Source organism: Cupriavidus necator (assembly GCF_016127575.1).
Lineage (GTDB): Bacteria > Pseudomonadota > Gammaproteobacteria > Burkholderiales > Burkholderiaceae > Cupriavidus > Cupriavidus necator_D.
Genome location: NZ_CP066018.1, coordinates 982,729 through 997,044, shown reverse-complemented (window position 1 = coordinate 997,044; position 14,316 = coordinate 982,729). Strand labels below are relative to the sequence as shown.

The following is a 14,316-nucleotide window of genomic DNA, read 5'->3' as shown; positions in this document are numbered from 1 at the left end:
GCCGGGATGATCGCGCTGATCCAGCGGGTGGCCCAGGCCCGCGTCACGGTCGAAGGCCGCACCACCGGTGAAATCGGCGCCGGCCTGCTGGCGCTGGTCTGCGCCGAGCGCGGCGACACCGAGGCGCAGGCCGAGCGGCTGCTGGCCAAGATGCTGTCGTACCGGGTGTTTTCCGATGCTGCCGGCAAGATGAACCTGCCGGTTCAGAACATGGACGGCAACGGCAACGCCGGCGGGCTGCTGGTGGTTTCGCAGTTCACGCTGGCGGCCGATACCAACAGCGGCACGCGGCCGAGTTTCACGCCCGCTGCCTCGCCCGAGGACGGCCGGCGCCTGTACGAGCATTTCGTGGCGCAGGCGCGCGCCGCCCATCCGCAGGTGCAGACAGGCGAGTTCGGCGCGATGATGCAGGTCAGCCTGGTCAACGACGGCCCGGTCACCTTCTGGCTGCGGGTGCCGCCGGCCTGAACAGATTCCAAGCTGCCGCGCCCCGGCGCGGCACCAAGACAGGAGAGACAAATGAAAGTCTGGAGCAAGTCCTTCAACGACAACGCGCCGATTCCCGGCGAGTTCGCCTTCTGCGTGCCCGACGCCGCCGCCCACGTGGCCCTGTCGAATAACCGCAATCCCGACCTGCGCTGGGAAGACGCCCCGGCCGAGACGCGCTCGTTCGTGCTGATCTGCCACGACCGCGACGTGCCAAGCAAGGGCGACGACGTCAACCAGGAAGGCCGCGAAGTGCCGGCCGCGCTGCCGCGCGTTGACTTCTTCCACTGGGTGCTGGTCGACATCCCGCCGGGCCTGACCTCGATCGCGGCGGGCTCGCACAGCGACGGCGTGATCGCGCGCGGCAAGCCGGGCCCCGAAGCCACCGGCGGCACCGCCACCGCGGGCGGCCTGCGCCACGGCATCAACGACTACACCGGCTGGTTCGCCGGCGATGCCGACATGAAGGGCGACTACTACGGCTATGACGGCCCGTGCCCCCCGTGGAACGACACGCTGCTGCACCACTACGTGTTCACGCTGTATGCGCTGGACATCGACCGGCTGCCGCTCGATGGCACCTTCACCGGCGCGCAGGTGCGCGAGGCGATCCAGGGCCATGTGCTGGCGCAGGCCAGCCTCACCGGCACTTATACGCTGAACCCCAATCTGGCGAAATAACGTCTGGCCGGCGCCGCGCCAGCCGCGCGGCGCCGGCCTCAAAGGAAATCCCGAAGGAAACGGCATGTCGCAAAGCCCCGGGCCGCATTCGCTGGCCTATACCCACCTGATCGTGATCCGCCACGGCGAAACGGCCTGGAACCGGGAGCGCCGGCTGCAGGGCCAGCTCGACATTCCCCTGAACGAGACCGGCCGCGCCCAGGCGCGCGCGCTGGCCACGGCGCTGGCGGGCGAGCCGATCGATGCGGTCTATGCCAGCGACCTGTCGCGTGCGATGGAAACCGCTGCGCCGCTGGCCGAGGTGCTCGGGCTGCAGGTGCGCCCCGATGCGCGCCTGCGCGAGCGCAGCTACGGCACGCTGCAGGGTAAGACCTACGCCGAAGTAGCCGAGCACCTGCCCGAGGATTTCGCCCGCTGGCAGGCGCGCGTGCCGGACTACGCGCCGCCTGAAGGCGAGTCGCTGCTGGGCTTCCATGAGCGCGCGGTCGAGGTGGTGCTGGCGCTGTCGCGCCGGCATCCCGGCGAGCGCATCGCGCTGGTGGCGCACGGTGGCGTGCTTGACTGCCTGTACCGCGAGGCCACCGGCATGACGCTGGAAGCACCGCGCCAGCATGAACTGCTCAATGCCAGCGTCAACCGGCTACGCAGCGACAGCAGCCACCTGACGCTGGCGCAGTGGGGCGATGTCAGCCACCTTGAAAACCTGTCGCTGGACGAGGTGGACCGGCGCGTGCCTTAGCGCTACACGCGGACGCGGAACGGGGTGAAGTCGGTATTGCGGTCGAAATAATCCTCGTTCTCGGCCCGCTTCAGGAACCCGACCACCTTGTACGTCACCGGTGTCATCACCACTTCCCAGCCGGTCTTCAGCACGTACTGCGCCACTGCCACCTGGATCACCTTTTCCAGCGGCCAGATGCCGTAGAACGCGATCACGTAGAACAGCGACGAGTCGACCAGCTCACCGGCCAGCGAAGAGCCGATCGTGCGCGTCCACAGCCACCGCCCCGAGGTCCACAGCTTCATCTTGGCCAGCACGTAGCTGTTGGTGAAGCTGCCGCAGCAGAAGGCGATCAGCGAGCCGAGCGCAATCCGCCAGGTGTTGCCGAACACGTCCTGCAGGCTTTTCTGGTAGTCCGCCATGAAGGGCGCCACCGGCATGTTCAGCACCACCAGGCTCATGAAGGTGGCGAAAGCCAGCGCGGCAAAGCCGGCCCAGACCACGCGCCGGTCGCGGCCGTAGCCGTAGACCTCGGTCAACACGTCGCCGAAGATGTAGGAGATCGGGAAGAACAGCACGCCGGCGCCGAAGGTCACCGTGCCGATCACGGGCAGCGTCACCTGTGCCGCCTTGGCCGCGCCGATCAGGTTCGAGCACAGCAGCACGGTAACAAAGGCCACCATGACGAAGTCATAGTAACGGTAGACGCGGCCAGCGGGGCCTGCGCTGGCGGGGATGGCGGACATGGGGGCTCCCGGTCGGACGCGCTGGCGCGCGGTGTTTTGGGCGCGATTATGCCAGCGGACCCCGGATTCTGCCGCGGCATGCGCAAGCGTTGCTGCGGCCGCCTGAAATGAAAATTCCCGGCCGAAGCCGGGAATTTCAGGTGGAGCGGCGCAGCCGGGTGGCCGGGTCAGATATCCAGCTTGCTGATCTTGGAGCCGTTTACCGAGACGTCGAACATCAGGCCGGCATTGGTCTGCACGAAGGCAATCACCGGCTGCTGGCTGGTCAGGGTGTCGAGCCTGCCGTCCGCGCCGACCTTGGCCACCGCCACGTTGGCATCGGCGCCGGCGGTCCAGCCCTTGCTGGCAACAAACTTGTTGTAGGCCTCCGGGGTCATGAACATGATGATGACGGCCTTGGACTGCCCGCCGGCGGTCAGCCCGACCGAGGCCTGCGTCGTGCTGTAGTAGCCGACCGTCGCGCCCTTCGATCGCAGCGCACCCTCGCCGTACTCGCCGCCTACCACCAGGCCGGCCGAGATGACACGCGGGAACACCAGGACTCCTTGCGCACGCTGCGCCAGGTCGCGTGCGCCGGGGTTGGCGGAGAACAGCCGGTTCAGCGCTCCGTCCACCCCTGCATCGATTTCCTGCTTCTTGGCGACCGGGTCCTTCGAGGCGCTGGTGCCGGTGGTGGTGCAGCCTGCCGCCATTGCGGTGGCAACGAGCAGGCCCGATCCGGCAACCCGGGTAACAAAGTGGCGACGATTCATAGGTAACCTCCTGATGGGAAAAGTACCGCGTCTGGCTCAGTGGCTCAGTTGGCTGCGGCTGCCGCGGGTGCCTTGACCGTAATGGCCACGACTTCACGGTAGACGATCTTGGCCATCTGGCCCTGCTTGATGCCGTTCAGGTCGATGGCCGGATCCTGCACTTTCACGGTGCGCAGCGTCTCGCGCGGACCGCGGAAGGTGATCAGGCGCTTGGCCGGGTCGACCTTGGTGATCTGTGCGGTCACTGTGGTGGTGATCTCGCGCATGATGCCGGGCTTGCCGCCCTCGGCGGCGCGCGTGGTGCGGTCGACCGATTCGGCCAGTGCGGTGGCCTTGCTGTCGACCGGCTCAAGCGCGGCGACCAGCGCGGCGCCACGCGCCACGGTGAGGATGTCGCCCTTGCGGATCTGGCCAAAGTTGCGGGCCTCGTCGCCAGCCACCAGTTCGACCACGTTGCCGCGCGGGCCCTGGACCAGCACGGCCTTGGATTCGGGATCGATATCGACGATCTTGCCGCTGATGACCGCCTCTTCGGCCACGCCGACCGGCGCCGGCGGGCGCTGGGCGTTGGCACTGCCGGCGGCGAACGCGGTGGCGGCGAGGGCTGCGGCGAGCAGGCTGGACGAATGGCGAATCATTGGCTTTCCTTGACGTATTTGTGAAGGTGCCGTGCCTGGCGGGGCGCGGCCATCGCAGCACCGGGCCGGTGCCGATAAAGCCATTGTGGACAATCGGCCACGGGCCAGCAATCCACTTCGAAAAAATTTGGAGCGCGAAATTAAAACGTTTAATTGGTGCTGCGCCGGGGCCCTGCCAAGGCGCTGTTGCTGCTTCGTGCTGTCAGGCGTCGCCGAACAGTTCGCTGGCGCCGCTGCCTTGCGGGTTGGCCAGGCCGAAATGCCGGTAGGCGGCAGCCGTGGCCACGCGCCCGCGCGGCGTGCGCTGCAGGTAGCCTTGCTGGATCAGGTAGGGCTCGAGCACGTCCTCGATGGTGTCGCGCTCCTCGCCGATGGCCGCGGCGAGGTTGTCCACGCCCACGGGGCCGCCGCCGAACTTGTGCAGCACTGCTTCCAGCAGCTTGCGGTCCATCAGGTCGAAGCCGACGCTGTCCACGTCCAGCATGGCCAGCGCCGCGTCGGCCATGGCGCGGGTGATGTTCCCGTCACCCTTGACCTCGGCGTAGTCGCGCACCCGGCGCAGCAGCCGGTTGGCGATACGGGGCGTGCCGCGCGCGCGCCGGGCGATCTCCAGCGCGCCCTGCGGGTCGATACGGGCATGCAGCAGCTGCGCCGAGCGCGTGACGATGCGGGCCAGCTCATCGGCGGTATAGAACTCCAGCCGCGCCACGATGCCGAAGCGGTCGCGCAGGGGGTTGGTCAGCATGCCGGCACGCGTGGTGGCGCCCACCAGCGTGAACGGCTGCAGGTCGAGCTTGACCGAGCGCGCCGCCGGGCCCTCGCCGATCATGATGTCGATCTGGTAGTCCTCGAGCGCCGGGTACAGGATCTCCTCGACGACCGGCGAGAGCCGGTGGATCTCGTCGATGAACAGCACGTCGTTGGCTTCCAGGTTGGTCAGCAGCGCGGCCAGGTCGCCCGGGCGCTCCAGCACGGGGCCCGAGGTCTGGCGCAGGTTGACGCCCATCTCGCGCGCGATGATGTGGGCCAGCGTGGTCTTGCCCAGGCCCGGCGGGCCGAACAGCAGCACGTGGTCCAGCGCCTCGCGCCGGTTGCGCGCGGCGTGCATGAAGATATCGAGCTGCCCGCGCACCTTTTCCTGGCCGACATACTCGTCCAGCAGCTTGGGCCGCAGCGCGCGCTCGAACGCCTCCTCCTGCGACGAGGCGGGGGTGGCGGCAATTACGCGGGCGGGGGCGGCAAGCTTGTCAGTTTCGATCATGGTGGTCAGGGGCCCGGACAGCGGCAACAATCCGCCATTCTACGCGCCTATGCAGGTCTCAAGCCTTGGACAATGCCTTGAGCGCCAGCTTGATGCCGTCCGACACGCCGGTCCCCGCCGGCACCTGCTTGATCGCGGCGGCGGCTTCCTTTTCCGAGTAGCCCAGCGCCAGCAGCGCATTGAGCACGTCGACGGCGCTGTCCGGCACCGCCGGCGTGCCCGGCACGTGGCCCAGCTCCGCGCCCAGCTTGCCCTTGAGCTCCAGCAGCAGCCGCTCCGCGGTCTTCTTGCCGATGCCGGGAATGCGCGTGAGGCGGCCGGCTTCCTGCAGCGTGATGGCCTGCGCCAGCTCGGGCACCGACATGCCCGACAGCACCGCCAGCGCCATGCGCGCGCCGATGCCGGTGATCTTGATCAGCTCGCGGAAGGTGTTGCGCTCCGATGCGGTGCCGAAGCCGTACAGCAGGTGCGCGTCCTCGCGCACGATCAGCTGCGTCAGCAGTGTCACCGGCTGGCCCACCGCGGGCAGGTTGTAGAAGGTGCTCATCGGCACGTCCACCTCGTAGCCGACGCCGTGGCAGTCGACCAGCAGGTGCGGGGGATTCTTCTCGATAAGGGTGCCGGCGATGCGTCCGATCATGGTGCGGAGGAGGGAATGGAAGGTGGGGGTCAGGGACCAGGCGGCCGCAAGTGTAGCCCAGCGGCCGCCCTGCCGGGGTCAGCGCGCCGGCGTATCCACCGCGCGCCGGCCCAGCGCCGGGTCGTCGGTGAAGAAACCATCGATGCCGGCCGCGATAAAGGCCTGCACTTCCCGCTCCATGCCGGACGGGCTGCGCGTGGCGTCGTCGCCGCCGGCCTGCAGCACCTTGGGCAGGAAGCTGTTTTCCGGACGGAAGGTGTAGGGATGGACGAACAGCCCGGCAGCATGCGCCTGGCGCACCACCGGCGTCGGCGCAGCCAGCGCGCCCTGCGCATCGCGCGGCACCACGCTGCTCTTCTCGGGGCCGATGCCGTCGGCATAGGCTGCCACCTCGCGCAGGCCGGTCGCGCCCAGCATGTCGCCGAAGGTGCGGCCGTCGCCCGCCAGCTTCCAGTCGGCCGGGCCCTTGCGCGGGTTGCCGATGAGCTGCACCAGCTTCACGTTGTGCTGCCCGCTGCCAAGCGTGCGCCGCAGCGCGCGCAGGCTGCCGGTCTCGAAGCATTGGATAAACACGGGTGCGTTGCGCAGGTAGGGTTGTGCCCGCAGCGCGGCCACCAGCTTGTCCTCGAGCGGCAGCCCGATGCCGCGGAAGTAGCTCGGGTGCTTCAGCTCTGCGTAGATGCCGATGGGTTTGCCGGTGCGCAGCGCGGCCTGCTCGGCCAGGCGCACGATCTCGTCGAAGGTCGGCACCTCGAACTGGTCGTTCAGGCGCGCATTGTCCGGGCGCAGGCGCGGGATGCGCTCACGCGCGCGCAGCGTCTTGAGCTCCGCCAGCGTGAAGTCTTCGGTGAACCAGCCGCTCAGGCGCTCGCCGTCGATCACCTTGGTGCGCTTGCGCTCGGCGAACTGCGGCAGTTCGGCCACGTTGGTGGTGCCGGTGATGTCGTTCTCGTGGCGCGCTACCAGCACGCCGTCGCGTGTCATGACCAGGTCGGGCTCGATGGCGTCGGCGCCGTCCTCGATGGCTTTGGCGTAGGCGGCAAGTGTATGTTCGGGGCGCAGCGCGCTGGCGCCGCGATGGGCGATCACCAGCGGTTTGGGAGGCTGGGTGGCGGCGGCCGCAGGCGCAGCGCTCGCGGCGGGTGCCGGCACCGGAGCCGCGGACACGGGCTTAGGGCGCGGCGCGGTGGCGCAGCCCGCGACCAGCGCGGCGCAGGCCGCGGCGGCCGGAAACAGCCAACGCCGGAAGGCAAGAACAGGGAAGAGGCTGGGGCGCCGGCGCGGCGCGCTCAATCGGGACTGACTAGGCATGCAGCGTTCCTGTGGTGAGACCAAGGCCCGATTGTAAGAGATGGGGAAGCGGGCACAGCAAGCGCCAGCCGCTGGCGTGTTCAGCCGACCAGCCGCCCGCGCCGCACGCGCATGCCTTTGCGCACCAGGTCGGGCGCCAGGCCCGACAGCGTGCCCAGGGTATCGCTGCCGTTGGCATGGCAGATCGCCACGCCGAGCGCATCGGCCGCATCGCTGCCGGGCTGGCCGGGCAGCATCAGCAGCCGCGTCACCATTTCCTGCACCTGCGCCTTGTTGGCGCGGCCGTAGCCGACCACCGCCACCTTGAGCTGCAGCGCGGTGTACTCGAACACCGGCAAGCCGTAGCCCACCAGCCCGCAGATCGCCGCGCCGCGGGCCTGGCCGAGCAGCAGCGTGGACTGCGGGTTGACGTTGACGAAGACCTTCTCGATCGCCGCGCAGTCGGGTGCATAGGTGCGCGACACTTCGCTGATGCCGTCGTAGAGCGTCTTCAGCCGTTCCGGCAACGTTGAATTGCCGTCGCTCTTGATCGTGCCCGAGGCCACGTAGGCAAGCTTGTTGCCGTGCTTCTCGATCACGCCGAAGCCGGTGGTGCGCAGGCCGGGGTCGATGCCTAGGATTCGCATTGGGTGGGTAGGATGGATGCCGTCGCTAGTGTATTGCTTTTTGCACCGGCACCTAAGGCAAAAAGCGGTTTCGCTTTCCCTTGCAGGAGAACGAAACCGCTTCGGAGCCGGCGGCCTTGCCAGGCAAGGCCGCAAGCCTGCCAGTGCTTAGTGGCGGAAGTGGCGCGTGCCGGTCACCACCATGGCGATGCCGCGTTCGTCGGCGGCGGCGATCACTTCGTCGTCGCGCATCGAGCCGCCCGGCTGGATCACGCAGGTCGCGCCCGCGTCGACCACCACGTCCAGGCCGTCACGGAACGGGAAGAACGCGTCCGAGGCCACTGCCGAGCCGGCCAGCGTCAGGCCGGCATTCTGCGCCTTGATGCTGGCGATGCGGGCCGAATCCACGCGGCTCATCTGGCCCGCGCCCACGCCCAGCGTCATACCGCCGCCGCAGAACACGATGGCATTGGACTTGACGAACTTGGCCACGCGCCAGGCGAACATCAGGTCGTCCATTTCCTTCGGGTTCGGGTGGCGGCGCGTCACCACGCGCAGCTCGGACGGCTGCACGTTCCTGGCGTCCGGGCTCTGCACCAGCAGGCCGCCGCCGACACGCTTGAAGTCATACTGGTTGATGCCCTGGCCCAACGGGATCTCCAGCAGGCGCACATTCTGCTTGGCCGCGAACACGGCACGCGCGCCGGCGCTGAACGACGGGGCGATCAGCACTTCGACGAACTGCCTGGCCACGGCCTGCGCGGCGGTTTCGTCCAGCTCGACGTTGAAGGCGATGATGCCGCCGAAGGCCGAGGTCGAATCGGTCTTGAAGGCCTTGTCATACGCTTCCAGCGCATTCGCGCCCAGCGCCACGCCGCACGGGTTGGCGTGCTTGATGATGACGCAGGCGGCGCCGCTGGCGGCGTCGAACGACTTGACGCATTCCCAGGCCGCGTCGGCGTCGGCGATGTTGTTGTACGACAGTTCCTTGCCCTGCAGCTGCACGTAGTTGGCCAGCGCGCCGTCCACGGCCCTCAGGTCGCGGTAGAACGCGGCGGACTGGTGCGGGTTCTCGCCGTAGCGCATTTCCTGCACCTTGTCGAAGGCGAGGTTCAGCGTCTGCGGGTAGGCGCTGCGGCCCTGGTGCGACTTGTCGGCACCCAGGCTGGTCAGGTAGTTGGTGATGGCGCCGTCGTACTGGGCGGTGTGCGCGAACACCTTGGTGGCCAGGCGGAAATTGGTGTCGTAGCCGACGCTGTTGGCGTTGGCGCGCATTTCGTCGAGCACCACGGCGTAGTCGGCCGGGTCGACGATCACGGTCACGTCGCGATGGTTCTTGGCCGCCGAACGCAGCATGGTCGGGCCGCCGATGTCGATGTTCTCGATCGCGTCGGGCAGGGTGCAGTCATCCTTGGCCACGGTCTGCTGGAACGGGTACAGGTTCACCACCAGCAGGTCGATGGTCGGGATGTCGTGCTCGGCCAGCGCGGCCATGTGCTCGGGCAGGTCGCGGCGCGCCAGGATGCCGCCGTGGACCTTGGGATGCAGTGTCTTGACGCGGCCGTCGAGCATTTCCGGGAAGCCGGTGTAGTCGGCCACCTCCGTCACGGGCAGGCCGCTGTCGGCCAGCAGCTTGGCGGTGCCGCCGGTGGAAAGCAGCGTGACGCCGAGCGCGTTCAGTTCGCGCGCGAAATCGACGATGCCGGTCTTGTCGGAAACGGAGAGTAGGGCTTGCTTGATCATGGCTGTGGGAGACGCTTCAAATTCAAAGTAAACCGTGCTGCTGCAGCTTCTTGCGCAGCGTATTGCGATTGATGCCCAGATAGGCGGCGGCCAGCGACTGGTTGCGCTCGGCGCGCACCATCACGGCTTCCAGCAGCGGCCGTTCGACCGCCTCGAGCACCATGTTGTACATATTCGACGGCTCTTCGCCGTCCAGGTCGCGAAAATAAGTGTCCAGGCTTTCCCGGATACACTGGTCGATAGCGTTGCGGCTCATGCGGCAAGCAACTCCCCGTTTTTGTTGTTGTTCGCTTCGTCTTGGTCTTGTGCTGCGTCGTCCACGTACACCAGCCGGTCAGAGATCTGCGCCTGCTCGTCGAAGAACGCATTGACCGCCGCCAGTTGTTCGGCGGTGCTCTCCAGTGTGTTCATGCGGTGGCGGAACAGGTTGGCGCCGCGCAGCCCGCGCGTGTACCAGGCAATATGCTTGCGCGCGGTGCGCACGCCGGTGAATTCGCCATAGAAGGCGTAGTGGTCTTCCAGGTGCGCATTCATGATGGCACGGATCTCGGCCACTTCCGGCGACGGCAGCATCTCGCCGGTCTTCAGGAAGTGCTCGATCTCACGGAACAGCCAGGGCCGGCCCTGCGCCGCGCGGCCGATCATGATCGCGTCCGCGCCGGTCAGCGCCAGTACTTGCTTTGCCTTCTGCGGCGTGGTGATGTCGCCGTTGGCGACCACCGGGATCGAGACCGCTGCCTTGACCGCGGCAATGGTCTCGTACTCGGCGTTACCGTGGTACAGGTCGGCGCGGGTGCGGCCGTGGATGGTCAGCATGCTGATGCCCGCGTCCTCGACCATGTGCGCGATGCGCAGCGCATTGCGGTTCTCGCGGTTCCAGCCGGTGCGGATCTTCAGCGTGACCGGCACCCGGTCGCCCACTGCGCCGACCACGGCCTGAACGATGCGCACCACCAGCGGCTCGTTCTGCAGCAGGGCCGAGCCGGCGGCGACGTTGCACACCTTCTTGGCCGGGCAGCCCATGTTGATGTCGATGATCTGCGCGCCGCGGTCCACGTTGTAGCGCGCGGCCTCGGCCATCATCGACGGCTCGGCGCCGGCGATCTGCACGGCGATGGGTTCGACCTCGCCGGCGTGGTTGGCGCGGCGCATGGTTTTCTCGCTCTTCCACAGCTGTGCGTTGGACGCCACCATTTCCGACACCGCATAGCCCGCGCCGAGCTGCTTGCACAGCTGGCGGAAGGGCCGGTCCGTCACGCCCGCCATCGGGGCGACAAACAGGTTGTTGCGGAGTTGGTGAGGTCCGATCTGCACGGTTGGGCGGCGGTTCTGAGAGGCCGTCCCGGTGACCGTAGCGTTCCCCTCGCGGCGTGGATGGCGCCAGGGAAGGGGTCGGGACAGCCTGCTCTGAGACGGAAGACGAAACGGAAAAACATGCCCCTGCCGAAACTGCAGCCGGCCTTGGATCGGGACATGTGCGAGGGCAGGATTCTACCGCCAAACCATCGCCATTGCCCAAGATTTGAGCATCCGGAGCGCAACCGGGCAGGGGCCGTGGCGCAAACGCCGCCATGCGCGTGGCGCTTGCGCCACTGGCGGGGTCAGCGACGCATCCCGAACATCATGTGGCGCGCCAGCGCATGCCGCAGCGGCGGCAGGCAGGCCAGCACGGCCAGCGACGCGCCCCGCGCGTGCGCGGCCAGGGGGTAGGCGATGCCGAACACACGTGGCAGCAGGTCGGTCACGCCGATGGTGACGGCGCGGTCGAGCCGGTGGCGGCTGGCGAAGGCTTGCAGCGCCTGCGGCGTGCAGGCGCTGCGCAGCGAATCGGCCAGCGCGAAGGCGTCGCGCAAGCCCAGGTTGAGTCCCTGTCCGGCCACCGGGTGCAGCGTTTGCGCGGCATTGCCGACCGCCGCCACGCGGCCGTTGACGGTCACCGGGGCCGCATTCAGGCCGAGCGGGAAGGCATGGCGCTTGCCGGCCAGCGTGAAATGGCCCATGCGGTCGCCAAAGGCCCGGCCCAGTTCCGCCGCGAACTCCGCTTCCGGCAGCGCGATGCGCCGCGCGGCCTGGTCCGGCGGGCAGCACCACACCAGCGCATAGCCCGGCACGCCATGCTCCTCGTGCGGCAGCAGCGCCAGCGGGCCTTCGTCGGTAAAGCGCTCCCAGGCCCAGCCCGGCTGCGGGCGCGAGCAGGTCACATGGGCGATCACCGCGGTCTGGCGGTAGTCGCGCGTGCGCGCGCCGCGGCCCTGGTGGGCGGCCTGCTGGTGGAACAGCCCGCCCTCGGCCTGCACCACCAGGCGCGCGGCCAGGTGTGCCACCTGGCCGTCGTGGCCGGTGCCGGCCAGTTGCACGGCGCCGGCATCGGGATCGTCCGCGGCGCTCGGCGCAGGATCCTGTGCGATCTGGTCGATGCGGGTCTCGAACACACGCTGCAGCCGGCCTTCGCCCGCCGCCTGCGCGGCATGGGCGAGCGCGCGCTCCAGTGCCTCGCACAAGTCGCCGTAGCGGACCACGTAACCGAGCGCCGGCACGCCGTAGTCGTCATGGTGCAGCCGCACATGGCCGAAGCGGCCGCGCTGCGAGACATGGATATGCTCGATCGGGCTGCCGGGCACCGGCCAGGCGCCGATCTGCTCCAGCAGCTGGCGGCTGCCATGCGACAGCGCGATCGCGCGCGGATCGCGCGCGGCGCGCGCCGGCGTGGCGGCATCGACCAGTGTCAGGCGCCAGCTGGTAGTGCGGAGCAACTGGCAGGCCAGCGCCAGCCCGACCGGGCCGCCGCCGACGATGGCGATATCGCGCAGGCTTTGGAAATCAGGCTGCGCGGCCGGCATCGTCGCTGCCTCCTGCATGACCCGCATCCGCCTCCGTTGGTGCTGCCGCATCGCGCTTCCAGCAGATCGCATCCGAGCGCGATTTGCCGGCCGCGGCGTCGCGCAGCGCGTTCTCGAGCTTCTGGTGGTTGAAACCCGGCAGTGCGCGCAGCTGCTCAAGCAGTGCACCATGGTTGGCGGCATTCAGCGGCGCCACGCAGCCCTGGCCCGAATCGGGCGTGCCGATCAGGATCAGCCAGGCCGTGCCGGCCCAGGGCGCGCGGTCGGACACCCGGACCACCACGCGCTCGAGCGTGTCCCAGGCGACTTCCTCGCGCTGGCCGTCGGGGCGGTGCACCACCACGCGGTCGTCGTACAGGTTGATGATGAAGGGTTCGGACGGATCGGGCCGGCGGTCGCTGCCAGCATTGCTGCCGCTGCGGGCCTGGCCCGGAAAGATCCTGCGCAGCCAGCCGATCATCGCAGACCTCCGGCAGCATTGGCGTTATCGCGCATCAGCGCCTCGATCTCGTCGGCCAGCACCGGCACGCCGCGCGTGATCAGCTCGCAGTCGCCGTCGGTGACCACGGCGTCGTCCTCGATGCGGATGCCGATATGCCAGTAGCGCTCGGGCACGTCCTCGGCCGGGCGCACATAGATGCCGGGCTCGATGGTCAGCACCATGCCCGGCTGCAGCGGCCGCCACGGGCGCTCGCCTTCGCCGCCGTGGCTGGCCACGCGGTATTCGCCCACGTCATGGACATCCATGCCAAGCCAGTGGCCGGTGCGGTGCATGTAGAAGCGGCGGTAGCTGCCGCTGGCGAGCACGTCGTCGAGCGTGCCTTCCTTGTTGCGGTCGAGCAGGCCGGTATCGAGCATGCCCTGCGCCAGCACGCGCACGGCGGCGTCATGCGGCACGTTGTAGGGCACGCCGGCGCGGGTCTCGGCGATGGCGGCGTCCTGCGCGGCCACCACCAGGTCGTACAGCTCTCGCTGCGCCGGCGAGAAGCGGCCCGAGACCGGGAAGGTGCGGGTGATGTCCGAGGCGTAGCCGTCGAACTCGCAGCCGGCATCGATCAGGCAGAGGTCGCCGTCCCTCAGTTCGGCGGGGCCGGCGCGGTAGTGCAGCACGCAGGCGTTGGGGCCGGCCGCGACGATCGAGTTATAGGCCACGCTCTGCGCGCCATGGCGGCGGAACTCATAGAGCAGTTCCGCCTCCAGGTGGTATTCACGCAGTCCGGCACGGGTGGCCTGCATGGCCCGTACATGGGCGCCGGCGGAGATCTGCGCCGCGCGGCGCATGGTGGCCAGCTCGCCGGCATCCTTGAACAGGCGCATTTCGTCGAGCACGGTGCGGATGTCGAGCGCAACCGACGGCGCGGCGACCCCGGCGCGGCCCTGCATGCGCACGGCGTCCATCCAGCGCCGCATCTGCACGTCGGTGCGGGTCGAGTCGGCCAGCGGGTAGGCAATCTGCGCGCGGTTGGCCAGCAGCGGCGGCAGCGCGGCGTCGATCTCTTCGACCGAATGCGCTTCATCGAAGCCGAACACGGCGCGCGCGCCATCCGGGCCGAAACGGAAACCGTCCCAGATCTCGCGCTCTTCATGCTTGGGGCGGCAGAACAGGATGCTGCGGTCGGCATCGGCGGGGTCGCCCGGCGCGCCGGCCACCAGCACCAGCACGGCCTCGGGCTCGGTAAAGCCGCTCAGGTAATAGAAATAGCTGTCGTGCCGGTACGGGTAGTCGCTGTCGCGGTTGCGCATGGCTTCCGGCGCCGTGGGCAGGATCGCCACACCGCCGCCGCCGGCGCGCAGGTGCTGCAGCACACGGGCGCGGCGGTCGCGGCAGGCGGCGAGGAGGGCGTTGTCGGGTGAGGACATGGTAGGGCCTGGGATGAGGAGGATCAGGGCGA

General features: G+C 68.7%; 16 protein-coding genes. 3 read left to right on the top strand and 13 right to left on the bottom strand.

Translation table 11 applies throughout. The features are described 5' to 3' along the window. Positions 1–6 precede the first annotated feature (6 nt). The 3 genes from dtd to I6H87_RS04570 all read left to right on the top strand — a co-directional run bounded on the left by dtd (position 7) and on the right by I6H87_RS04570 (position 1,906). Positions 7–468, top strand: coding sequence for a D-aminoacyl-tRNA deacylase (gene dtd / locus I6H87_RS04580; protein ID WP_010813898.1), 462 nt, complete (start codon positions 7–9; stop codon positions 466–468). A 51-nt stretch (positions 469–519) separates the two neighbouring features. Further along, entirely contained in the window at positions 520–1,167 is a 648-nt protein-coding gene (locus tag I6H87_RS04575) for a YbhB/YbcL family Raf kinase inhibitor-like protein (protein ID WP_011614542.1), read from the top strand. 64 nt (positions 1,168–1,231) lie between these two features. Continuing rightward, a complete protein-coding gene (locus I6H87_RS04570) occupies positions 1,232–1,906 on the top strand; it encodes a histidine phosphatase family protein (RefSeq protein WP_011614543.1) in 675 nt (224 codons plus the stop codon). Positions 1,907–1,908: 2 nt separating this feature from the next. Here I6H87_RS04570 and I6H87_RS04565 read toward each other — a convergent pair whose 3' ends face one another. The 13 genes from I6H87_RS04565 to I6H87_RS04505 all read right to left on the bottom strand — a co-directional run bounded on the left by I6H87_RS04565 (position 1,909) and on the right by I6H87_RS04505 (position 14,284). Next, complete coding sequence (locus tag I6H87_RS04565) at positions 1,909–2,634, bottom strand: queuosine precursor transporter (protein WP_011614544.1); 726 nt, start codon at positions 2,632–2,634, stop codon at positions 1,909–1,911. Between the two features lie 167 nt (positions 2,635–2,801). Continuing rightward, positions 2,802–3,386, bottom strand: a complete 585-nt coding sequence (locus I6H87_RS04560; protein WP_010813894.1) for a BPSL1445 family SYLF domain-containing lipoprotein — start codon at positions 3,384–3,386, stop codon at positions 2,802–2,804. Positions 3,387–3,430: 44 nt separating this feature from the next. Next, entirely contained in the window at positions 3,431–4,024 is a 594-nt protein-coding gene (locus I6H87_RS04555) for a hypothetical protein (protein WP_010813893.1), read from the bottom strand. Between the two features lie 202 nt (positions 4,025–4,226). Next, positions 4,227–5,285: a Holliday junction branch migration DNA helicase RuvB gene (ruvB, locus tag I6H87_RS04550; protein ID WP_010813892.1), complete on the bottom strand. Its 1,059-nt coding sequence runs from the start codon at positions 5,283–5,285 to the stop codon at positions 4,227–4,229. Between the two features lie 58 nt (positions 5,286–5,343). Beyond that, on the bottom strand, positions 5,344–5,925 hold the full coding sequence (ruvA, locus tag I6H87_RS04545; RefSeq protein WP_010813891.1) for a Holliday junction branch migration protein RuvA: 582 nt from the start codon (positions 5,923–5,925) through the stop codon (positions 5,344–5,346). Between the two features lie 78 nt (positions 5,926–6,003). Beyond that, on the bottom strand, positions 6,004–7,236 hold the full coding sequence (locus I6H87_RS04540) for a glycerophosphodiester phosphodiesterase (protein WP_011614545.1): 1,233 nt from the start codon (positions 7,234–7,236) through the stop codon (positions 6,004–6,006). An 80-nt stretch (positions 7,237–7,316) separates the two neighbouring features. Next, positions 7,317–7,862, bottom strand: a complete 546-nt coding sequence (gene ruvC, locus I6H87_RS04535) for a crossover junction endodeoxyribonuclease RuvC (protein ID WP_010813889.1) — start codon at positions 7,860–7,862, stop codon at positions 7,317–7,319. 147 nt (positions 7,863–8,009) lie between these two features. Further along, positions 8,010–9,584, bottom strand: a complete 1,575-nt coding sequence (purH, locus tag I6H87_RS04530; RefSeq protein ID WP_010813888.1) for a bifunctional phosphoribosylaminoimidazolecarboxamide formyltransferase/IMP cyclohydrolase — start codon at positions 9,582–9,584, stop codon at positions 8,010–8,012. Positions 9,585–9,606: 22 nt separating this feature from the next. Continuing rightward, on the bottom strand, positions 9,607–9,840 hold the full coding sequence (locus I6H87_RS04525) for a Fis family transcriptional regulator (RefSeq protein WP_010813887.1): 234 nt from the start codon (positions 9,838–9,840) through the stop codon (positions 9,607–9,609). Next, positions 9,837–10,898 (bottom strand): tRNA dihydrouridine synthase DusB, encoded by a 1,062-nt coding sequence (gene dusB, locus I6H87_RS04520; RefSeq protein WP_010813886.1) that lies wholly within the window; start codon positions 10,896–10,898, stop codon positions 9,837–9,839. The genes I6H87_RS04525 and dusB overlap by 4 nt, the downstream gene beginning before the upstream one ends. 287 nt (positions 10,899–11,185) lie before the next feature. After that, positions 11,186–12,424, bottom strand: a complete 1,239-nt coding sequence (locus I6H87_RS04515) for a UbiH/UbiF/VisC/COQ6 family ubiquinone biosynthesis hydroxylase (RefSeq protein WP_010813885.1) — start codon at positions 12,422–12,424, stop codon at positions 11,186–11,188. Beyond that, on the bottom strand, positions 12,405–12,884 hold the full coding sequence (locus I6H87_RS04510) for a hypothetical protein (RefSeq protein ID WP_010813884.1): 480 nt from the start codon (positions 12,882–12,884) through the stop codon (positions 12,405–12,407). The genes I6H87_RS04515 and I6H87_RS04510 overlap by 20 nt, the downstream gene beginning before the upstream one ends. Then, the gene (locus I6H87_RS04505) at positions 12,881–14,284 is read right to left on the bottom strand and encodes an aminopeptidase P N-terminal domain-containing protein (RefSeq protein WP_011614546.1); all 1,404 of its coding nucleotides are present in this window, start codon (positions 14,282–14,284) and stop codon (positions 12,881–12,883) included. Before I6H87_RS04505 ends, I6H87_RS04510 begins: the two co-directional genes overlap by 4 nt. Between the last annotated feature and the right edge of the window lie 32 nt (positions 14,285–14,316).